Below are 19,145 nucleotides of genomic sequence, written 5' to 3'. Positions count from 1 at the left end.
CCGGGGCGTCAACTGACGGAGGGGGCACGGCAGATGGAGCACGACAGGACGACGGGGCGGCGGCCGGGTACGGCGGGAGCCCGGCGGACGGGCCCGCCGCGACGGCGGATCGGCGGTGCGCTGGCCGCCCTGGCGGCGGCCGGCGGTCTGCTGCTCACCGGCTGCGGCGCGGCCGACTCCGCCCGCAGCAGCGACGGCTCGAAGGCCGAGGGCTTCCCGGCGCCCGCGCCGCGGCAGCCCACGGGCGACGAGCGTGACCTGTGGGACGACACCGAGCGCGCGCCCGACCTGCTGTCCACCTTCGCGCTCGACGTGGACACCGCCTCCTACGGCTACACCCGCCGCGTCCTCGCCGAGGGCCGCGCTCCCGACCCGTCGCAGGTGCGGCCCGAGGAGTTCGTCAACAGCTTCCGCCAGGAGTACGAACGCCCCGACGGCGACGGCTTCACGGTCACCGTCGACGGCGCCCGCACCGGCGAGGACGACTGGTCGCTGGTCCGGGTGGGCCTCGCCACCCGTCTGCCCGAGGGGGAGGGCGAACGTCCGCCCGCCGCGCTCACCTTCGTCGTCGACGTCTCCGGCTCGATGGCGGAGCCCGGCCGGCTGGACCTCGCCAGGAAGTCCCTCGGCGTGATGACGGACCGGCTGCGCGACGACGACTCCGTCGCCCTGGTCACCTTCTCCGACGAGGCCGAGACCGTGCTGCCGATGACCCGGCTCGGCGGCAACCGCGAAGAGGTCCACGCGGCCGTCGACAGCCTGGAGGTCCGGGGGTCCACCAACCTCGGCGCGGGCGTGCAGAGCGGCTACGCCACCGCCGAGGAGGGCCTGCGCGAGGGCGCGACCAACCGGGTCGTGCTCGTCTCCGACGCCCTCGCCAACACCGGCGACACGGACGCCGACAGCATCCTGGAGAAGATCGCCGGAGCCCGCCGGGAGCACGGCATCACCCTCTTCGGCGTCGGGGTCGGCAGCGACTACGGCGACGCCCTGATGGAGCGCCTCGCCGACCGCGGCGACGGCCACACGGTGTACGTCTCGGACACGGAAGAGGCCCGCGAGGTGTTCTGCGAGCAGCTCCCGCGCCATGTCGACCTCACCGCCCGCGACGCCAAGGCCCAGGTCGCCTTCGACCCGGCGACGGTGAAGGAGTTCCGCCTGGTCGGCTACGACAACCGGGCCGTCGCCGACGAGGACTTCCGCGACGACCGGGTCGACGGCGGCGAGGTCGGCCCCGGCCACACCGTGACCGCGCTGTACGCGGTGCGCACCGCGCCGGGCGCCTCGGGCCACCTGGCCACGGCCACCGTCCGCTGGCTGGACCCGAGGACGCGCACCCCGCACGAGCGCGCGGGGCAGCTGGAGACGGCCTCGCTGCACCGCTCGGTGCGGGCCGCCGCGCCGCGCTTCCAGGTGACGGTGGCCGCCGCGTACTTCGCGGACGCGCTGCGCTCCTCCGGCGACTCCGGCCGCTTCCGGCCCCTGCCGGGCGCGGCGGACCTCACCCGGCTGTCCGAGGTCACCGAGGAACTGGCCGGCCGCACCGACGACCCGGCGGTCGAGCAGCTCGCCGAGGCCGTCCGGCAGGCGGACCGGCTGATGTGAACGGCCGCCGCCGCGCCCGGACCGAGCTGGTCCGGGACGGGACGGGGGCGGTGCGCGAGGCCCGCACCGCCCCGCTGGCCGCGCCGGGCGAGGGCAGCATCGCGGACGTCCCGTACGTCAACGCGGCCGAGGCACCCGACGCCGTGGTGCTGCGCCGCCGTGAGCGGGGCGGCCGGCGGCCGGTCACCGCCGCCGTGTTCGCCCGGGAGGTCACGGCCGCCGCCAAGGGGCTCGTCGCGGCGGGCCTGGAGCCCGGCGGACGGGGCGCGGTGATGTCCCGCACCCGCTACGAGTGGACGGTCCTGGACTTCGCGGTCTGGGCGGCCGGCGGCATGCTCACCCCGTCGCTGAAGGTGAGACGGCAGGCGGTGCTGCGGGCGTACGCCGAGCAGATCGAGCAGCTCTACGGCGGCTGAGCGCGGACACGCGGACGGCGGGCCACCGATGGATCCGGTGGCCCGCCGTGATGAAGCGGCGGGGTGACTCAGCCGTTCTGCACGCCGTTGCCGGACAGGGCCGAGATGTCGTCCAGGATGTGCGACAGCGGCTCGTCGCCCTTGGCCTGGGTGGAGTTCTCGACGCACTGCTGGTTCTGCGGGGCCGACAGGATCGGCACGTCCTGGGCGATGCCGAGGGCCAGGGCGCCGAGGATTCCCTGGGCGTTGAGCTTCGCCGGCAGGCCGACGCAGGGCTTGTTCAGCGAGCCCTGGACCAGCGAGAGCTGCGGGCTCATGTCGCCGAACGTGGCCGAGTTGCCGAACTCCTGCGAGGCTCCGTTGCCGCTGGCGGACTGGGTGCCGTCACCGTCCCCGATGGCCAGGGCCTGAGGGGCGGCCGTGGCCGAGATACCGGCGACGGCGGCGGCGAGAGCCGCGGTGGCCCACAGCTTCTTCATGTTCTTTCCCTTCGAGAAGCGGACTCCGGATGAGGAGTTGCGTGATCGTCAACTGCACGCGTGCGGCGCGGGTTGCGGAAATTGGCCCGATCGGCGCAGCGCATTCGGATCATGGGACGAACGCCCCCGAGGACGGGTCAGGCGCAGGCGAGCGCACTGCCGCGCACCGCGGGAGCCGGTGCGAAGCCGGGCGGGTCCTGGGGCCGGGGGTCGGTGCCGGGGGCGACCAGCGGCTGGTCCCGGCGCAGATCGTCGAACATCCGGGCGGCCTTGTCGCGGTCCCACTTGAGTGTCGAGCCGATCCCCGGCAGGTCCGGGTTGAACCCGGCGACGGGCACGGTCGTGAACTCCGTCGCCGAGGCGGGCACCCGGTTCAGCTCGGCCGCGAGCTCCAGCAGATCCAAGGCCGCGAAGCCCTGCTCCACGCGCCCGGACCCCAGCAGGGTCCGCACCACGCGTCCCATCGCGTCGGGGTCGGTCAGCCGTCCGTCCGCCTGGAGCCCGCGCAGCGCCGCCACCAGGAACCGGTGCTGGCGCTGGATCCGCCCGAGGTCGGCGCTGGTGTCCACCTTCCGGGACCGTACGTACTGGAGCGACTGCCCGCCGTTCAGCCGGTACGTGCCGGGGGCCAGGCTGAGCTTGGTGGCCGGGTCGTCCAGCCGGCGCGCGGTGCACACCTCGACCCCGCCGACCTGTTCGACGGTGTCCATGAACCGGCGGAAGTCCACCTGGAGATAGCTGTCGATCTCCATGCCGGTCATCGACTCGACGGTGGCGAGGGCCAGCTCCGGCCCGCCCTCCTCGTACGCGGCATTGATCTTCGCGGGGTGGAGCGGGACGTTCTTGCCCGTCACGGGGTCGCGGTGTGCGGGGATCTGGGCGAGTGAGTCACGCGGGAGGCTGACGACGCTGACCCGGTCCCGGCGCGCGGAGACGTGCACCAGCATCAGTACGTCCGTGCAGCCGCAGGCGATGCCGCCGGCGTGGAACTTGTTCTTCTCGGCCGCGGTGATGGTGTCCCGGCCGTCGGTGCCCATCAGCAGGAAGTTCATGGCGCGCGGAGCCTGCCGCTCCGGCAGCGCGGCGCCGCCGATCAGGCCCGCCGTCGCGGCCAGGGCGAGTGCGGGGACGGCGACCCGGAGGCTTCTCTTGATCGTCACGCGGGGGAACGTAGGCGAACGGGCCGCCGGGAATCCGGCGGCCCGCTGGCCGGGACCGTGAAATACAGCCCCTGGGCTCAATGGAAGAACCCGTTCGCCTCGTGCGACGTCAGCTGTTGCCCGCGCCGTTGCCCGCGAGGACCGAGATGTCGTCCAGGATGTGCGACAGCGGCTCGTCGCCCTTGGCCTGGGTGGAGTTCTCGACGCACTGCTGGTTCTGCGGGGCCGACAGGATCGGCACGTCCTGCAGGACACCGACGGCCCCGAGGCCGACGAGGCCCTGGAGGTTGGCCTTGGCCGGCAGGCCGATGCAGGGCTTGTTCAGCGAGCCCTGGATGAGCGCCATCTGCGGGCTCATGTTGCCGTAGGTCGCCGAGTTGCCGAACGACTGCGAGGCACCGTTGCCGCTGGCGGACTGGGTGCCGTCGTTGTTGCCGATCGCCATGGCCGGCGAGGCGGCGCCGACAACGGAGGCGGCGACCGCGGCGGTGGCCAGAACCTTCTTGATCACTAGCTAGTCCCTTCTGGAGAAACCCCGTCCACCGGAGCGCCCTGACAACATGCCGCGGACCCGCTTGGTTGCCCCCATTCACTCCGATGGCCCAATCCGTGCTCGATCGATCCTTACGGGTGAATGGCCGCAACCAATCCCGCGGCACCGGGTTGATGCGGGAGCAGGCACCCGCTGAAGGGTCGGCAGAAACCGGCATGGTGGGTCAGGAAAGGAAAGCGAAATGCTGAAGAAGGCAATGGCCGTCGCGGCGGTCGCCGCGTCCGTCGTCGGTGCGTCGGCGGCGGCCGCCCCCCAGGCGCTTGCCATCGGTGACGGCGACGGCACCCAGTCCGCCAGCGGCAACGGCGCGACGTCCGCGTTCGGCAACCAGGTGACCAAGGGCGACATGAGCCCCCAGGCCACCCTGGTGCAGGGCTCCGTCAACAAGCTGTGCGCGGGTGTCCCCGTGAAGGCGAACCTCCAGGGCCTCGTGGGCATCCTCGCCGCCGTCGGCGTGGCCCAGGACGTGCCGGTCCTGTCCGCGGCGCAGAACCAGCAGTGCGCCGAGAACTCCACCCAGGCCAAGGGTGACGAGCCGCTGTCGCACATCCTCAGCGACATCTCGGCCCTGTCCGGGAACGGCGTGCAGAACGGCTGACCGGATGTCAGGGGCCGCCCGGGAAAAGGCGCTTGGACCGCCTCCTCCCGGGCGGCCCCGTCGGCTTCAAAACTGCCTCTCGATGAATTTCCTCCGCTCAGGCGAAGCGTTTCCTCACTTGCGAATGCTCGGTGTCGATTCTCTGAAGTCGTTCGAGTGAATTCCCCCGCGACTCGCGTTCATTAGTTTCTTCCGCTGTCTATCCCTCGTTCTACAGCCTGCCGGTCATGGTGCGGGCCACCACAGTTGAGCTCGCTCGGCTTCGGCCGTCATCAGGGCATGACCGCAGAGAAGGGAAAGTCCATGAAGAAGACCGCTGCCGTCGTCGCGGGCGTGATCCTGGCTCTCGGCGGGGCCGCTCCGGCCTTCGCCGACGCCGACGCCGCGGGTGCGGCCGTCGGTTCGCCGGGTGTCCTCTCGGGCAACGTCGTCCAGGTGCCGATCAACATCCCGATCAACGTCTGCGGCAACTCGATCAACGTGGTCGCACTGCTGAACCCGGCCTTCGGCAACGTCTGCCTCAACCGCTGACCTCGTCGAGTCACTCGACCGCGCGGCTGCGCACGGCCGGCCCCGGACCGTTTCCCAACAGCGTCCCGGGGCCGGCCTTTCCCATCTTCATCGAGCAGGAAGACAACGAGAGTGCGACAGACCCTGAGTAGGGGGATGGTCGCGGCCGCTGCCGCGACGAGCATCCTGTCTCTGTGCGGCAGCCCCGCGCTCGCCGACTACACGTCCGGCGGGGCCGCCACCGGTTCACCCGGGACGACTGCCTCCGCCCAGGGGCGGAGCTCGGACTCGTCCGGCTCCGAGGCCGGAGACCGGGCGCGCATGACGGCCGACCTCCCGGCCGCACTGTGCAGGAACGCCTTCGACGCGATCGGCGCGGGCAACGGCGCCTTCGACCACGCCTGCGACGAGCACGGCGACGAGCGCGGCGACGAGCGCGGCGACAAGCACAGCGACGACGAGCACGGCGGCTACGGCCACGGCGACGAGCACAGCGACGACGGCCACGGCGACGACGGGTACGGGGGGCCGCCGGACGACGGCTACGGCGAGACCCCGGACGACGGTTACGGGGAGACCCCGACCCCGGACGACGGTTACGGCGAGACCCCGGACGACGGTTACGGGGAGACCCCGACCCCGGACGACGGCTACGGGGAGACCCCGGACGACGGTTACGGCGAGACCCCGGACGACGGTTACGGGGAGACCCCGACCCCGGACGACGGCTACGGGGAGACCCCGGACGGCGGCTACGGCGAGACGCCGGGCGGTGGCTATGGGGAGACCCCCGGCGGTGGTTACGGGGAGACCCCCGGTGGTTATGGGGAGACCCCGGGCGGTGGCTACGGCGAGACGCCGGGCGGTGGCTATGGGGAGACCCCCGGCGGTGGCTACGGCGAGACCCCGACCCACCCGCCGACGAAGCCCCCGACCAAGCCGCCCACCAAGCCTCCGACGAAGCCGCCCACGACTCCGCCCACCAAGCCTCCGACGACCCCGCCCACCAAGCCGCCGACCCACCCGCCGCACCTGCCCGACACCGGTGCGGAGGCGATGATCGCCGCTTCGGGTGTCAGCGCCGCGCTGATCGTCGCCGGCGCGGTCCTCTACCGACGGGGCCGGTCCGCCTCCCGCCGGTGATCCCCGGGGTGCCCGTCACCCCGACCGCATCCCGCGCCCCGGGTGACGACCTCGCCTCGTCACCCGGGGCGCCTGTGCGTGCGTCCGCCCGTCCCGCTCCCCCGCACGGACGAGCGGGGCACCCGGACGCCGTAGTGACGCTGGCGCGACACCCGTTCGTATGACTGAGTGTCAGTGATTCGTCCGACAGTGGAGAAGTGAGAGCGGAGAGAGGAGCAAGGCATGGCCCCACAGCAACGTCGGTCCCCGTCCCGGCGACTGGCGCTGGTCGTGGCGACGGTCGCGGCATCGGCCGTCCTGGCGTCCGGTCCCGGTTTCGCCGCGGGACTGGGAGTGGTCGTGGTCGCCGATCCTCCCGCTCCCACGCCGACGTCCCCGGCGTCAGCGGCGAACCAGCCGGCCGTGTCCCCCGGAGCGGCGACGTCCCCGGACCCCCTGCCCCCGATGCCGTCGGCACCGGCCGTACCCGCGCCGCCGGACGGGTCCACGCCGCCCGCCGCGCCACGAGGGTCCGCGTTCGGCGCCTACCTCGACTACGGTCCCCGCGGCGTGACCCGGATGGCCGAGCTGAGCGACTGGCTGGACGGCGCCGACCTGCGCGTCGGCCACACCTATCTGCCCGGCGACCGCTGGAGCAACATCGAGGGACGGCCCGGTTTCCTGGACGTGTGGGCCGACTGGCGCACCGGGCGGGCCGACCGGATGTTCGTCCTCAACGTCCCCATGCTGGAGCGCAACGAGGAGCGTGTCTCCGACGCCGAGGTGCGCACCCTGCTGCGGCGCGGCGCGGCCGGGGAGTTCGACCACCACTTCCGGGCGCTGGCCGAGCGGCTGGTCGGGCTGAACGTGCCCGACACGGTGCTGGTGCTCGGCTGGGAGATGAACGGCATCACCTACACCCACCGCTGCGGGCCGGACCCGCAGGCGTGGAAGGCGTACTGGAACAGGATCGTCACCGCCATGCGGTCCGTGCCGGGCCAGAGGTTCCGGTTCGACTTCACCCCGAGCCGCGGCCGGGACGCCGTTCCCTGGACCGAGTGCTACCCCGGCGACGACACCGTCGACATCGTCGGGATGGACTCCTACGACCAGCCGGAGGGACTGTCGTTCGACCAGCAGGTGAAGGAGCCGTACGGCCTCCGGGCGCACGTCGACTTCGCGAGGGCCCACGGCAAGGAGATCTCGTATCCCGAATGGGGGCTGTTCCGCAACGGCGACAACGCCGAGTACATGCGGCGGATGCTCGCCTGGATGGACGAGCACCGGCCGCTCTACAACACGCTGACGGACTACTGCCCGCACGGCGTGTGGCAGTGCTCGCAGAACCCGAAGGCGTCGCAGGTGTACCGGTCGATGCTCTCGGGCCGTGGACAGGAACCGGCTCCCGGGCCGACGACGCCCGGGCCCGGCCCGGAGCCGGCGCCGCCCACGCCGTCGGCCGAGCCCCCGCAGCCGGCCGAGCCCCCGCAGCCGCCGGCGGACTGCTCGCCGCTGGAACTGGGCGACTGGGTGGAGAACTGGCTCGGCGGGAGGCTGTGCATGAAGTCCGACTGGTGGTCGCGGGTGGGCTGACCTTCGCTCGCCGGCGTGGCGGCGGGGCCGTTCAGGACCTGCCGCCGGGCTCGCGCTCCCGGCGGCGCAGCACCTCCCCGGCCCGCCGGCGGGCCGCCGCCTCCGCCAGGGCGGCCCCGAGCAGCGGGGCGGTGCGCCGCCGGGCGAGCAGCAGCCGCTGGTTGACGACCGGCTCGGGCCGCCAGTGATGCTTGTACGGTTCGTTTCCGCGCAGCAGGCTCAGCGTGCCCCGGCCACCGTCGCGAGTGTGCTCGGCGCACGCGTCGAGCAGCATCACCGCCACGTCCGCCTTGTGCTCGCGCAGCCTCGGATGGGCGCCGTAGAGGTAGCCGCCGGCCAGCCGCGGGGACATCAGGGTCAGGTCGACCGCGACCACGTCGTCGTCGAGGCGGAACTCGGTGACGACCGCGTCCCCGGAGCGCACCATCGGCACGACCGAGCGGGTCAGGTGCTCACCGAAGCGGGGCCGCAGATGCTCGCCGGTCACCTTGCGGTCCTGCCACTGGAGCCGGTGCAGCTCCAGGAGCCTGCGCAGCGCCGCGTCCACGCCGTCGGGGCGGACGACCGTGCGCCGGACGCCGAGGGAGCGCAGCTTGCGCTGCTTGGCGCGGACCCGCTGCTGGGCCTTGGCCGAGGGCAGCCGGGCGACCAGCTCGTCCATGGGCAGGGCGGGCAGCTCCAGGCAGACGGAGTCGCCCACGCGGCGGCGCGGACCGCTCCAGCGGTCGTAGATCCGTTCGGCGGCCGCGCCCGGTCGCACCTCGCGGAAGTCGATCAGCGCGGTGCGGGCGGCCGCCGTGAGGCGGTCGGTGAGCGCGTCGGCCGCGCCGTCGGCGTGCTCGTCGTCCAGCAGGACGTCGCCGTAGTCGGAGATCGCGCCGCCGAGCGGCACCAGCGCGGGCAGCGGACGGCGTACGGCCGTGAGCGGGGCGACGGCGACGACCTCGCCGGCGCGGCGCACCACGACCAGACGCAGCCGGCCGGGCCGCCCGTACGACAGCCACCACGAGTGCAGCCAGGAGTGGCTCTGGAAGGGCGTCGCCGTCGTGCAGCGCCGGTACAGGCGGGCCCAGGCGGGGGCCAGTTCCGTGAAGGCGGCGGCGTCGGTGACGAGTTCCGTGGTGTACGGGGCGTTCACAGCGTGCCGCGGGTCTCGACGGCGACGGCCGGGCCGGGCAGGGACGCGGCAGGCGTCCCGGGCTGTCCGGGGCGGCGGGGCCGGACCAGCAGCAGCATGCCGCCGAGCAGGCCGCCCGCGGCGGTGCCGACCAGGCCGGTGAGCGCGGGGGACGCCGAGGACGGCGCGGCGGGCTCGACGGCGCGGGCGAACTGCCGGAGCCGGACATGGGTGGACTTCACGCTGTCGTCGGCGTGCCGGGTCAGCGCGCGGGAGACGGCGTTGGCCATGTCGGCGGCCACGTCGGGGCGCGAGGAGGTGGCGGTGACGGCGACCATCGGGGCGTCCGGCGAGGTCGCCGTCGACACGTTCGACCTCAGTGTCCGGGCCGGCACGCCCGCCCACACCTGCGCGTCCCCGAGCACCGCGAGCTGGGTGGCGACCCTGCCGTACGCCTGGGCGAAGCCGAGCGCCGCGGCCGGGTCGGACCCTTCGGCGGGCACGGCGACGACATAGCTGGTCGCGGTGTACACCGGGGTCTTCAGGGCGCCGTACGTGCCGCCCAGCACACCGCCGGCGAGGACACCGGCCGCGACCAGGCTCCAGGGCGGCAGGGCCCTGACGCGGGCCAGCGGGCGGGCCGCGCGGTGCTGCGCGGTGGTCTTGTCGGTCATGAGGAGCTCACTCCCTGAGGTGACGAGGACGTGGAGGGGGCGACCGCTGCCGCGTACACGTCCATGAGCCGGGCGGCGCTGCGGGTGATGTCGTAGTGGCGGGCCGCCTCGGGAACGGCGCGGGGCACGGCCCCGGCCGCGCGGGTGGCGGCGACGGCCCGGGCGAACTCCGCGGGGCCGCCGACGATCCGCCGGGCACCGGCCGCGGCCTGCGCGGGCAGGTCCTCGACGGCGGGGCAGGAGGCGTAGAGGACGGGCAGCCCGGCGGCGAGGGCCTCCACGACGGCGAGCCCGAACGCCTCCTCGGGGGACGGCGAGGCCAGCAGGTCCATGGCGGAGGTCAGGGCGGGCAGGTCGGGGCCGGGCGAGCCGTCGGGAAGGTAGGGGCGCTCCCCGGTGAACAGGACCCGGTCGGCGACCCCGGCCTCGTGGGCGATGCGGCGCAGCACGTTCTCCTCCGGGCCGCCGCCCACCAGCAGCAGCCAGTGGTCGCCGGGCAGCAGGGCGAGGGTGTGCACGAGGACGTCGAAGCGCTTGCCGGTGGTGAGGCGGCCGACACCGCCGACGACATAGGCGTCCTCGGGCAGGCCGAGGCGCTGGCGGGTGCGGTGGCGCTGGAGCGGGTCGAAGCGGAAACGGGCCAGGTCGATGCCGTTGGGGACGACCTCGATGCGCGGCGCGGGCACGCCCCAGCGGCGGAGACGGTCGGCGACGGTGGGGGAGACGGCGACGGTGGAGCGGCCCAGGCGCTCGGTGGCCAGGTAGAGGCCGCGCACCCCCCGGGTGAGCCTGCGGCCCTCCATCTGGGAGTCGCCCAGGGAGTGCTCGGTGGCGACGATCGCGGTCACGCCGGCGAGCCGGGCGGCGAGGCGTCCGTAGACGCAGGCCCGGTAGAGGTGGGTGTGGACGAGGCCGTAGCCGCCGGCGCGGACCAGGCGGACCAGCCGGGGCAGGGCCGCCAGGTCGCGGTTGCCGTTCATGCCGAGATGGGTCACCCGCACCCCGTCCGCGGTGAGACCGTCGGCGACCGGGCCGGGGTTGGTGAGCGTCACGACGTCGCAGTCCACGGGCAGATGCCGCAGCAGCAGCCGCAGTTGCTGCTCCGCGCCGCCCACACCGAGCCCGGTGATCACATGCAGTGCCTTCACCTCGGTCCCCCTCCTACGGGTCGGCGGCGCAGCCTGTGCAGCCGGTGCTTGAGATAGAGCCGTACGGCGGTGTCGCGCTGCCCGATGTGGACGCGGGGCAGGGCGAAGGGCCCGGTGAGCGGGCCGGGGTCGATGGCGCAGGCGTAGGTGTATCCGGCTCCGGCGACGGCGGCGACGGCGCGGGCGTCGACGAAGCCGTACGGATAGCAGAACCCGGAGACCGGAGCGCCGGTCAGCTTCGAGAGCAGTGCTCTGCTCTCACGGACCTCCGCCTCCAGGACGGGGGCCGGCACCTCGGTGAGGTCGAGGTGGGCCAGGCCGTGCGAGCCGATCTCCACGCCCTGAGCGGCGGCACGCCGGATGCCGTCCGCGGTCAGCAGCGGCTTGCGCGGGCCCAGCGGGTCCCAGGCGTTCTCGCCGCCGAGACGGCCGGCCAGGACGAACAGCGTGGCGTTGCAGCGATGGCGGCGCAGCACCGGCAGGGCGGCGGTGACGAAGTCGGCGTAGCCGTCGTCGAAGGTCAGACCGACCAGGCCGTCGGCCCGGCCCCGGGCCCGGGCGGCGAGCAGCTCGCGGACGGAGACACCGGTCAGGCCGCGCCGGCGCAGCCAGGCCAGCTGTCCGTCCAGCCGGTCGGGGGTGACGGTGATGCGATAGGGGTCGTCGGCGCAGTCGTCCACCGAGTGGTACATCGCCACCCAGGGGGCCGGGGTCCGCGTCGGTGGTCTGTCGAGGTCAACGGTTACGGCCATACGGGAGCCTTCGGGTCGCGGAACGTACGGATCGGAGTGCGGATGCGATGCCCTGGGCGTCCAGCGCCCAGCCCAGCAGGACGAAGACGGCGGTGACGGTGGCGCCGCCCGAGGCGAGCGCCGCGAGCGGGTCCTGGAAGCGGCTCGCGACGAACGCGCCGGCGAGGACGGCGGCCGACGCCGCGCGCACCGGACGGCTCAGTTCGCGCAGCACCGGGCCGACCCGGACGGGGACACTGCGGCGGCGCATGCCGGCCAGCAGCAGCACGGCGGTGACGGTGATGCCCGCCGCGTTGGCGGCGGCGATGCCCAGCACGCCGAAGGGGCCGGTCGCGGCGGCACCGATCCAGGAGGTGGCGACGATGCCGAGCGCCATCGCGCCGACCGGGTACCAGCTGGGCCGGGCCGCGGAGAAGTAGGACCGGACCAGGACACCGACCAGGGTCTGGCCGAGCAGTCCGAGCGCGTACACCCGCATCACGGCCGCGGTGGCCTCGGTGTCCTGCGCGGTGAACGCGCCCCGCTGGAAGAGGAGTTCGACGATCTGCGGGGCGCAGGCGACGACCCCGGCCGTGCCGAGCAGCACCACGCACGCGGCCAGCGCCAGATCGCGCTCCACCCGGACACGGGCCCGCTCGGTGTCGCCGTCGGCCAGCGCGCGGGCGACGACCGGGAAGGTGACCGTGCACAGCATCAGCGACAGCACCATCGGCATCTGCGCCACCTTCTGGGCGTAGTTGAGGTGCGAGATGGCGCCGGAGGGCAGGCCGGAGGCGAGGAAGCGCTCGATGAGGACCTGGGACTGCCGGCACAGCGCGAACAGCAGCACGGCCGCGATCAGCGCGAGGCGCACCGGGCGGCCGTTCTCCCGCGGATCGCCCTCGGGCGCCTTGGTCCGGTGGCGCAACTGCCTGACCAGAGAGGGGAGTTGCACGGCGAGCATCAGACAGCCGCCCGCCGCCACGCCCAGCGCCGCCGAGCGCACCCCCCAGCGGTCGCCGAGGAGGAACATGCCGCTGATGATCCCCACGTTGTAGGCGACGTAGATCGCGGCCGGGGCGAGGAAGCGGCGATGGGCGCGCAGGGCCGCACTGCAGTACCCGGCGAGCCCGAAGCTGATCACGCAGGTCGCGGTGAGGCGGGTGCAGTCCACGGCGAGGCCGGGATCGGGCAGGCCGGGCGCGAGGACCTCGACGAGGTACGGCGCGGTCAGCACGGTCAGGCCGCCGGCGGCGACGAGCGCCAGGACGAGCCCGGGCAGCGTGCTCGTGACCAGCGCCCGCACCGGGTCCCCGGCGCCGCCCCGGGCCCGCCGGGCCAGGGCCACGCTGAAGGCGGGGACGAGCGCGAACGCCAGGCCGTCCTCGATCAGCAGCGTCGCGGCGAACTCCGGCACGGTCCAGGCGACGAGGAAGGCGTCCGTGTCGCTGCCCGCCCCGAACAGCTGGGCCAGCGCCTGGTCGCGGACCAGGCCGAGGAGGGCCCCGGCCATGGACAGGGCCGCGGTGAGCAGGGCGGCCCGGGCGAGGAACCGGCCGGAGGAGGAGAGCTCGGCGGCCTCCTCGGCCTGCGGGGCGGACCGGGCCGCCGGTACGGTCGCCGCGCCCTGGGGGCGGGGCGGCCGGGGCGGCCGGGGTGACGCGGCGGACCGGGGCCACCGGGACGACCGGGACGACCGGTGCGACCGGGAGGGCCGGGGCGGCCGGGGGGACTCGGGGGGCCGGGAGGGATCGGGAGACGGGGAGGGGCCGGCGGACCGGGAGGACTCGGGCGGCCGGGGCGGCCGGGGGGACTCGGGGGGCCGGGAGGGATCGGGAGACGGGGAGGGGCCGGCGGACCGGGAGGACTCGGGCGGCCGGGGGGACTCGGGGGGCCGGGGGGACTCGGGCGGCCGGGAGGAATCGGGGGGCTGGGAGGGCTGGGAGGGCTGGGAGGGCGTCACCGTCATCGCGCCGCGGCCTCCGCCCCGGTGGCCTCGCGCCCGCGCGGCGGCCCGCCGCCCGGGGCCGCGGCCTCCCGCGCGCCGACCAGAGCCCACCAGGCCGCGAGGCCGAGGCAGACGGCGGTCAGCACCGTGGAGGGGCCGCCGATGTCGGCGTACACGAAGTCGGTGAGCTGCCACACCAGCAGTCCGCAGGACACCAGAGCGCAGTCCGTGGCGGGGCCGGGGCCTGTGCCGGTGCGGCGTGTCTGCCGCAGGCCGCGCAGGGCGCACACCAGCAGGGCCAGCCAGCTCCCGGCGAGGCAGACCAGTCCGATCAGGCCCTGTTCGGCGAGGACCAGCAGGTACATGTTGTGCGGGGACAGCAGAGGCTGGACACGGAAGGCCGAGCCCGCGCCCTCGGTGTCGCTGCCGGCGGACAGCGCCAGCGAGGCATGGCTGTCGCGGTGCTCGGGGAAGCCCTTGAGGCCGACGCCGGTCAGCGGGTGCTCGCGCCACATGGAGCCGGCCGCGGCCCACATGGTGTACCGGTCGGTGACGGACTGGTCGGGGGCGTCGGCGACCTGGGTGATGCTGGCGATGCGCTCCTGGAGCAGGGCCGTTCCGATGCCGAACCCGCCGACCAGCAGCACACCCGCCGCGAGCACGACCGCGGCCGTCGTCAGGGCCCGCCGCATCCCGGCCAGGCACAGCTGCGCCGTGCAGGCCACGGCCGTGGCGATCCAGGCGCCCCGGCTGAAGGACAGCGCGAGCGGCACCAGCAGCGCGAGGGCGCACACGACGGCGACGGCCCGCTGCCGCGGGGCGGAGCGTCCGAGGGCGAGACCGAGCGCGCACATCAGGCCGAACGCCACCACGGTCGCCATGCCCATCACGTCCTGCGCGCCGAACGTGCCCACGGCCCGGATCGGCTCGCCCTGGTACGAGGCGCCGGTCGCGGTGACGTACTGATGGACGCCGACCGCCCCCTCCCAGCCGGCCAGGCCGACGAACGACCAGGCCAGCAGCCGGAAGTCGGTCCGGTCCCGGACCAGCAGCACGACCGCGGCCGGGACCAGCACGAACACCTGGAGACAGCGGCCGAAGCCGGTCAGCGCGGCTCCCGGCGAGGACGCGCCGGCCGCGGCCAGCGCGAGCCCGGCCACCGGCAGTGCCAGCACCACCGCGGCGGTGCGGCTCAGCGGGCGCCGCCGCTGCCGCAGCAGCCGCAGCACGCAGAAGCCGACCACCAGTGCCGACAGCGCGTCGGCCGGGCCCGCGCCGCCGTCCCCGCCGGGGGCGGCCGGCAGACCGAGCAGGGCGACCACGGCCACCACCGGCCACACCGGCGACGGGGCCCGGCGGGCGGTCAGCGGCAGGGCGAGGGTCATCGGGTCAGCTCCCCGTCGGACGCACGAGCGCGGCCGCGGTACGCAGCAGGATGCAGATGTCCTGCCACAGCGACCAGTTGTCGATGTACGCGTTGTCGAAGCGGGCCCGGTCCTCGATGGAGGTGTCGCCGCGCAGCCCGTTGGTCTGGGCGAGGCCGGTGATCCCGGTGCGCATGCGGTGACGGGCCGCGTAGCCGGGATGGGTCCGGCTGAACTGGCCGACGAAGAAGGGGCGTTCGGGACGCGGGCCGACCAGGCTCATGTCGCCGCGGAAGACGTTCCACAGCTGGAGCAGCTCGTCCAGGGAGGTGCGGCGCAGGAAGCGGCAGAACCACGGCATGTCCCGCTGGCCCGCCACGCTCCAGCGGGTCGCCGACTCGTGCTCGTCGGCCGGGCGGTGGGTGCGCAGCTTCAGCAGCGTGAAGGGGCGTCCGTCCTTGCCGATGCGCACCTGGCGGAAGACCACCCCGGGTCCGTCGATGAACCGCAGCACTGTCGCGAAGGCGAGCAGCAGCGGGCTGACCGCGAGCAGCAGCACCCCGGAGGCGACCACGTCGAGCAGTCGCTTGCCGATGCTGCCGCGCTGCCGCGAGCCGATCCGCAGCCTGCGGCAGGCGAACCCGGCCAGCAGTTCGGGGGCTTCGTGGGAGGGCGAGTCGGCGTCCAGCTCCCACACCTCGCACCCGGACTCGGCGAGCGCCCGCAGCAGCGGCGCCTGCTGCACCCGCGCCGAGGGGTGCACGACGAGGACGTCGCGTACGGCGTTCTGGATCAGGGCCCGCTGCACCTCGGAGCCGTTGGTCAGCACCGGCAGCCCGTCGGTGTCGTCGGGGCGCGCGGCCACGACGCCGACCGGCCGCACCCCGCAGTCCGGGTGGCGCAGCACGGCGGCGGCCACCCGCTGCGCGGTCGCCGCGGGGCCGACCACGAGCGCGGAGCGCGGGCGGCGCAGCAGCGCGACACGGCGCCGCCGGTGCACGAACGCCCGTCCGCAGACGGCGGCGGCGCACTGCACCGCGACACCGGTGGCGAGGGTGCGGGCGGACAGCGCGGTGTGCGGGGAGTGCGCCGCGAGCAGCGCGGCCAGCCCCAGCCAGGCCACCGTGACCCGGCCGCACACGGCGGGCAGTTCGTCGAGGACGCCCTGCACACGGTGGGGCCGGCGGGGGCGCAGCAGCACCGCCGCGGCCACCAGCAGGGCCACCAGGACCGGGCGGCGGTGGGTGAGCGCCAGCGCGCCGGCCAGCGCGGCGGTGCCGTCGGCGAGGAGCAGCGGCAGGGGCGACAGGGGGCGGGCCCGGCGTCTGCGGACGGGGAAGTGGAAACCGGCGGCGCGGCCGCGCGGCGGCAGCACCGACAGGGGCGAGGACCGGTGGTCGCGCGACGGTGCGCCGGGTGTGGGGAAGGTGCTTTCCGCGGTCACGAGTGGATGGACTCCCTGTACTCGGTGGGCGCGACGCGCGCCGCAGGCCATGCGCCGCCCAGCAGCTCGCGGTAGACGCCCTCGACCGCCCCGGCGGTGTGCCGTACGTCGTGCGCGGCCAGGACGTGCCGGCGCCCCAGGTCGCCGAGCGACTCGCGCGCGTGCCGGTCCAGCAGCAGGCCGCCGAGGGCGGCGGCGAGCGCCGCGGGGTCGCCCGGGGGCACCAGACAGCGGGGTGCGAGGTCCGGCGGGAGGCTCTCGCGGGCGCCGTCCACGTCCGTCAGGACCACCGGCCGTCCGCAGGCCATCGCCTCCAGCGGCGCCAGTGCCATGCCCTCCCAGCGCGAGGGCAGGACCACCAGATCGGCGGCCCGGTACCAGGGCAGGGTGTCGCCGACGGCGCCCGCGAACAGCACCGACTCCGGTGCCGAGGAGGCCAGTCGCCGCCGGTCGGGCCCGTCCCCGACGAGCACGAGCCGGGCACCGGGCACCCGCCGCGCCACCTCGCCCCACGCCCGGAGCAGCACGTCCTGCCCCTTCTGCGGGCACAGCCGCCCCACGCACACCACGAGCGGCGCCCCGGGCCCGATCCCGGGCAGCGGGACGGCCCGTACGGTGTCCCGGGCGGCCGGACGGAAGACCTCGGGGTCGACGCCGTTCGGTACGACGCTCCACCGCGCGGCGATCCCGGCGCGCACCCCCCGCTCCCGCTCGGCGGCGCTCACGCACACCGTCCGGTGGGCCCAACGGGCCGCGAGACGCTCCCACTTGAGGGCGAGCGCCGCGGTGGTGCCGCCGACCGCCTCGAACGACCAGGCGTGCGGCTGGAACACGGTCGGGATCCGCCCGCGCACCGCGAGCCGGCCGGCCAGCCCCGCCTTCGCGCTGTGCGCGTGCACCAGTTCGGGCCGTACCTCCGCGACCAGGCGGGCGAGGGAGCGCACCTCGCGGGCCAGCGAGGCCCCGGGGGAACGGCCTGCGGCCCAGTGCCGGACCTCGGCGCCGGCGGCCGCGAGCCCGTCGGCGAACGGGCCGCCGGGGCAGGCGACGGTCAGGTGCGCACCCGCCGCCACCTGGGCGCGGACCAGCTGGACGACCACGCGGGCGACCCCGCCGTCCACGGGCTGGGTGATGTGGAGGACCCGCGGCGGAGGGTCGTGTGATGACTGGTGCATGCGCGGCTTTCCTCGCTCACGGGTGACGCTGGGAACGTGCGGGAACGCGCTTCAGTGCAGGGCTTTGACGGTGACGAAGAGCACGCCGGCCCATGCCGCGTCCCGTGAGGGAACGAGCCGGAAGGCCGGCTGGTCACCGCCGCGCCGAGGACCCCTGCCCGGTTCGAACACCTTCACGGCGCGTCCGGGCGTGCGCGCGCGGTCGTCGCGGGATGCGCGCGTGTACGCCGGCACGCGCGCCCCCTGTGCGCCGGTGACGGCCGGATGTGCGGCACGGAGCTGCAGGAAACCCTGAGGAGTGCACATGACCGGCCGACCCTTTCGTGCGATTTGCTTGCTGTAGGGGTGCGTCGGGAGGTCCGCAACTCTAGCCGCTATCCGTACTAATCGTCACAATCCGGGTATGTGTGTCGGAATGGTGGCCCGGAGTCTCGGTGACATCACCCCATTGGCGGCACAACTCACCGGCGTGCCGTGCGTTTTCACAGCGCCGGGCATCCCCGCCCGGATGTTTGCGTCAACCCCCAAGGAGCATTTCTCCATGTCGCGTATCGCGAAGGGCCTGGTCCTGACCTCCGCCGCCGTCGCGGCCGTCGCCGGCGGCGCCGGTGTCGCCGCCGCGGACTCCGAGGCCGCGGGCGGCGCCGCCCACTCCCCGGGTGTGCTGTCGGGCAACGTCGCCCAGGTTCCGGTTCACGTGCCGGTCAATGTCTGCGGCAACACCGTGGACATCATCGGCCTGCTGAACCCGGCCTTCGGCAACACCTGCGTCAACGACTGACGTCGCGACGCGTCCAGCGCGGCCGGCCGCTCTTCCCCCGGGGAGGAGCGGCCGGTTCGTCGTTCCGGGGCGGGGCGGGGAGGGGCGGTGCGGGGCGGGGAGAGGCGGGGCGGGGAGGGGCGGTGCGGTTCAGGACGGGGCGGTGCGGTGCGGAAATTCTTCCGTCCACGGGGTTTCCGGCCCGGTGCTGATTCGTTGTGCACGGCGTCAGAATTCCCGCTGGCGACACGCGCCGGAACCAGACGGTGCGCGTCGTCGAAGAAAGGAACACGATGAAGTCCCTGAAGGCTGCCGCTGTCGTCGCAGGTTCCCTGGCCCTCGCCGGTGCCGCCGCTCCCGCGTTCGCCCACAGCACCGCCGACCTCACGCCCACCAGCCTCAACGGCGCCGTGAACACCCTCACCAGCGGCAATCTCCAGCCCGCCGACGTGATGCCGCTCCAGCACCAGTCGGACGCGCTCAACACCGAGAACAAGGACTCCGTGCTGAACACCGTCAAGGGTGCGACCACCGCCCTGAACGCGGGCGGCGGTCTGCTCGGCGGCCTGCCGCTCCAGGGCTGACGCCTTTCCCCGCCGATTCCGAGGAGATCGAGGATTCCGCCGATTCCGAGGAATTCGAGGAGAACGCCGGGGGAACCGGTTCCGTGCATCCGCCGCGAGGGTGCGGAATCGGCTTCCGGACCGGTCCGCGGCGGCTCTGTTCGAGGCTGTTTCCCTCGTTCGTG

The 19,145-nt window shown here is 74.4% G+C and carries 18 protein-coding genes and 1 pseudogene; 8 read left to right on the top strand and 11 right to left on the bottom strand.

Annotated elements, in window-relative coordinates:
• The first annotated feature begins 33 nt into the window (after nt 1–33).
• The gene (locus tag ACIQGV_RS04705; protein ID WP_402490432.1) at nt 34–1,605 is read left to right on the top strand and encodes a von Willebrand factor type A domain-containing protein; all 1,572 of its coding nucleotides are present in this window, start codon (nt 34–36) and stop codon (nt 1,603–1,605) included.
• Nucleotides 1,602–1,949 (top strand): annotated as a pseudogene (locus tag ACIQGV_RS04700) (AMP-binding protein); the annotation flags it as partial. The gene ACIQGV_RS04705 and the pseudogene ACIQGV_RS04700, both read left to right, overlap by 4 nt.
• A 140-nt stretch (nt 1,950–2,089) precedes the next feature.
• Here ACIQGV_RS04700 and ACIQGV_RS04695 read toward each other — a convergent pair.
• The 3 genes from ACIQGV_RS04695 to ACIQGV_RS04685 all read right to left on the bottom strand — a co-directional run bounded on the left by ACIQGV_RS04695 (nt 2,090) and on the right by ACIQGV_RS04685 (nt 4,171).
• Nucleotides 2,090–2,500 carry a rodlin gene (locus ACIQGV_RS04695; protein ID WP_402490430.1) on the bottom strand — a complete coding sequence of 137 codons (411 nt, stop codon included), beginning with the start codon at nt 2,498–2,500 and terminating at the stop codon, nt 2,090–2,092.
• Between the two features lie 137 nt (nt 2,501–2,637).
• Nucleotides 2,638–3,660 (bottom strand): LCP family protein, encoded by a 1,023-nt coding sequence (locus tag ACIQGV_RS04690; protein ID WP_402490427.1) that lies wholly within the window; start codon nt 3,658–3,660, stop codon nt 2,638–2,640.
• A gap of 109 nt (nt 3,661–3,769) precedes the next feature.
• Nucleotides 3,770–4,171 carry a rodlin gene (locus ACIQGV_RS04685; RefSeq protein ID WP_402490424.1) on the bottom strand — a complete coding sequence of 134 codons (402 nt, stop codon included), beginning with the start codon at nt 4,169–4,171 and terminating at the stop codon, nt 3,770–3,772.
• Between the two features lie 223 nt (nt 4,172–4,394).
• Between ACIQGV_RS04685 and ACIQGV_RS04680 the strand changes: the two genes are divergently transcribed.
• The 4 genes from ACIQGV_RS04680 to ACIQGV_RS04665 all read left to right on the top strand — a co-directional run bounded on the left by ACIQGV_RS04680 (nt 4,395) and on the right by ACIQGV_RS04665 (nt 8,036).
• Nucleotides 4,395–4,811 carry a rodlin gene (locus tag ACIQGV_RS04680; protein ID WP_402490422.1) on the top strand — a complete coding sequence of 139 codons (417 nt, stop codon included), beginning with the start codon at nt 4,395–4,397 and terminating at the stop codon, nt 4,809–4,811.
• Nucleotides 4,812–5,114: 303 nt separating this feature from the next.
• A complete protein-coding gene (locus ACIQGV_RS04675; protein WP_402490419.1) occupies nt 5,115–5,342 on the top strand; it encodes a chaplin in 228 nt (75 codons plus the stop codon).
• A 135-nt stretch (nt 5,343–5,477) separates the two neighbouring features.
• The gene (locus ACIQGV_RS04670) at nt 5,478–6,464 is read left to right on the top strand and encodes a chaplin family protein (protein WP_402490417.1); all 987 of its coding nucleotides are present in this window, start codon (nt 5,478–5,480) and stop codon (nt 6,462–6,464) included.
• A 222-nt stretch (nt 6,465–6,686) separates the two neighbouring features.
• Entirely contained in the window at nt 6,687–8,036 is a 1,350-nt protein-coding gene (locus ACIQGV_RS04665; RefSeq protein WP_402490414.1) for a glycoside hydrolase family 26 protein, read from the top strand.
• 31 nt (nt 8,037–8,067) lie between these two features.
• On the opposite strand, the gene ACIQGV_RS04660 is transcribed toward ACIQGV_RS04665, so the two are convergent.
• The 8 genes from ACIQGV_RS04660 to ACIQGV_RS04625 form a co-directional block, all read right to left on the bottom strand.
• Nucleotides 8,068–9,174 carry a GNAT family N-acetyltransferase gene (locus ACIQGV_RS04660; protein WP_402490412.1) on the bottom strand — a complete coding sequence of 369 codons (1,107 nt, stop codon included), beginning with the start codon at nt 9,172–9,174 and terminating at the stop codon, nt 8,068–8,070.
• Nucleotides 9,171–9,827, bottom strand: a complete 657-nt coding sequence (locus ACIQGV_RS04655; RefSeq protein ID WP_402490409.1) for a lipopolysaccharide biosynthesis protein — start codon at nt 9,825–9,827, stop codon at nt 9,171–9,173. The genes ACIQGV_RS04660 and ACIQGV_RS04655 overlap by 4 nt, the downstream gene beginning before the upstream one ends.
• A complete protein-coding gene (locus tag ACIQGV_RS04650) occupies nt 9,824–10,975 on the bottom strand; it encodes a glycosyltransferase (RefSeq protein WP_402490406.1) in 1,152 nt (383 codons plus the stop codon). Before ACIQGV_RS04650 ends, ACIQGV_RS04655 begins: the two co-directional genes overlap by 4 nt.
• The gene (locus ACIQGV_RS04645; protein WP_402490403.1) at nt 10,972–11,727 is read right to left on the bottom strand and encodes a polysaccharide deacetylase family protein; all 756 of its coding nucleotides are present in this window, start codon (nt 11,725–11,727) and stop codon (nt 10,972–10,974) included. The genes ACIQGV_RS04650 and ACIQGV_RS04645 overlap by 4 nt, the downstream gene beginning before the upstream one ends.
• Nucleotides 11,711–13,219 (bottom strand): murein biosynthesis integral membrane protein MurJ, encoded by a 1,509-nt coding sequence (gene murJ / locus ACIQGV_RS04640; protein WP_402490401.1) that lies wholly within the window; start codon nt 13,217–13,219, stop codon nt 11,711–11,713. The genes ACIQGV_RS04645 and murJ overlap by 17 nt, the downstream gene beginning before the upstream one ends.
• 452 nt (nt 13,220–13,671) lie before the next feature.
• Nucleotides 13,672–15,039, bottom strand: coding sequence for an O-antigen ligase family protein (locus tag ACIQGV_RS04635; protein ID WP_402490399.1), 1,368 nt, complete (start codon nt 15,037–15,039; stop codon nt 13,672–13,674).
• 4 nt (nt 15,040–15,043) lie between these two features.
• Nucleotides 15,044–16,462 carry an exopolysaccharide biosynthesis polyprenyl glycosylphosphotransferase gene (locus ACIQGV_RS04630; RefSeq protein WP_402490396.1) on the bottom strand — a complete coding sequence of 473 codons (1,419 nt, stop codon included), beginning with the start codon at nt 16,460–16,462 and terminating at the stop codon, nt 15,044–15,046.
• Nucleotides 16,459–17,637 carry a glycosyltransferase gene (locus ACIQGV_RS04625; protein WP_402490393.1) on the bottom strand — a complete coding sequence of 393 codons (1,179 nt, stop codon included), beginning with the start codon at nt 17,635–17,637 and terminating at the stop codon, nt 16,459–16,461. The genes ACIQGV_RS04630 and ACIQGV_RS04625 overlap by 4 nt, the downstream gene beginning before the upstream one ends.
• Nucleotides 17,638–18,178: 541 nt before the next feature.
• On the opposite strand from ACIQGV_RS04625, the gene ACIQGV_RS04620 reads away from it, so the two are divergent.
• Together ACIQGV_RS04620 and ACIQGV_RS04615 are read left to right on the top strand one after the other, a co-directional pair.
• Entirely contained in the window at nt 18,179–18,418 is a 240-nt protein-coding gene (locus ACIQGV_RS04620; RefSeq protein ID WP_402490391.1) for a chaplin, read from the top strand.
• Nucleotides 18,419–18,690: 272 nt separating this feature from the next.
• Nucleotides 18,691–18,981, top strand: a complete 291-nt coding sequence (locus tag ACIQGV_RS04615) for a hypothetical protein (protein WP_402490388.1) — start codon at nt 18,691–18,693, stop codon at nt 18,979–18,981.
• The last annotated feature ends 164 nt before the right edge of the window (nt 18,982–19,145 follow it).

The sequence above is a fragment of the Streptomyces sp. NPDC093094 genome, assembly GCF_044754345.1.
GTDB lineage: Bacteria > Actinomycetota > Actinomycetes > Streptomycetales > Streptomycetaceae > Streptomyces.
The sequence above is the reverse complement of the archived record's forward strand: the minus strand, read 5'-3'. Positions and strand labels throughout refer to the sequence as shown.

Bases quoted from the DNA above. Each gene is read 5' to 3' on its own strand.
- ACIQGV_RS04705 (WP_402490432.1), top strand. From the start codon at position 34: ATGGAGCACGACAGGACGACGGGGCGGCGGCCGGGTACGGCGGGAGCC.
- ACIQGV_RS04695 (WP_402490430.1), bottom strand. From the start codon at position 2,500: ATGAAGAAGCTGTGGGCCACCGCGGCTCTCGCCGCCGCCGTCGCCGGT.
- ACIQGV_RS04680 (WP_402490422.1), top strand. From the start codon at position 4,395: ATGCTGAAGAAGGCAATGGCCGTCGCGGCGGTCGCCGCGTCCGTCGTC.
- ACIQGV_RS04675 (WP_402490419.1), top strand. From the start codon at position 5,115: ATGAAGAAGACCGCTGCCGTCGTCGCGGGCGTGATCCTGGCTCTCGGC.
- ACIQGV_RS04670 (WP_402490417.1), top strand. From the start codon at position 5,478: ATGGTCGCGGCCGCTGCCGCGACGAGCATCCTGTCTCTGTGCGGCAGC.
- ACIQGV_RS04665 (WP_402490414.1), top strand. From the start codon at position 6,687: ATGGCCCCACAGCAACGTCGGTCCCCGTCCCGGCGACTGGCGCTGGTC.
- ACIQGV_RS04655 (WP_402490409.1), bottom strand. From the start codon at position 9,827: ATGACCGACAAGACCACCGCGCAGCACCGCGCGGCCCGCCCGCTGGCC.
- ACIQGV_RS04645 (WP_402490403.1), bottom strand. From the start codon at position 11,727: ATGGCCGTAACCGTTGACCTCGACAGACCACCGACGCGGACCCCGGCC.
- murJ (WP_402490401.1), bottom strand. From the start codon at position 13,219: ATGGCCGGGGCCCTCCTCGGCCTGGTCCGCGACCAGGCGCTGGCCCAG.
- ACIQGV_RS04635 (WP_402490399.1), bottom strand. From the start codon at position 15,039: ATGACCCTCGCCCTGCCGCTGACCGCCCGCCGGGCCCCGTCGCCGGTG.
- ACIQGV_RS04625 (WP_402490393.1), bottom strand. From the start codon at position 17,637: ATGCACCAGTCATCACACGACCCTCCGCCGCGGGTCCTCCACATCACC.
- ACIQGV_RS04620 (WP_402490391.1), top strand. From the start codon at position 18,179: ATGTCGCGTATCGCGAAGGGCCTGGTCCTGACCTCCGCCGCCGTCGCG.
- ACIQGV_RS04615 (WP_402490388.1), top strand. From the start codon at position 18,691: ATGAAGTCCCTGAAGGCTGCCGCTGTCGTCGCAGGTTCCCTGGCCCTC.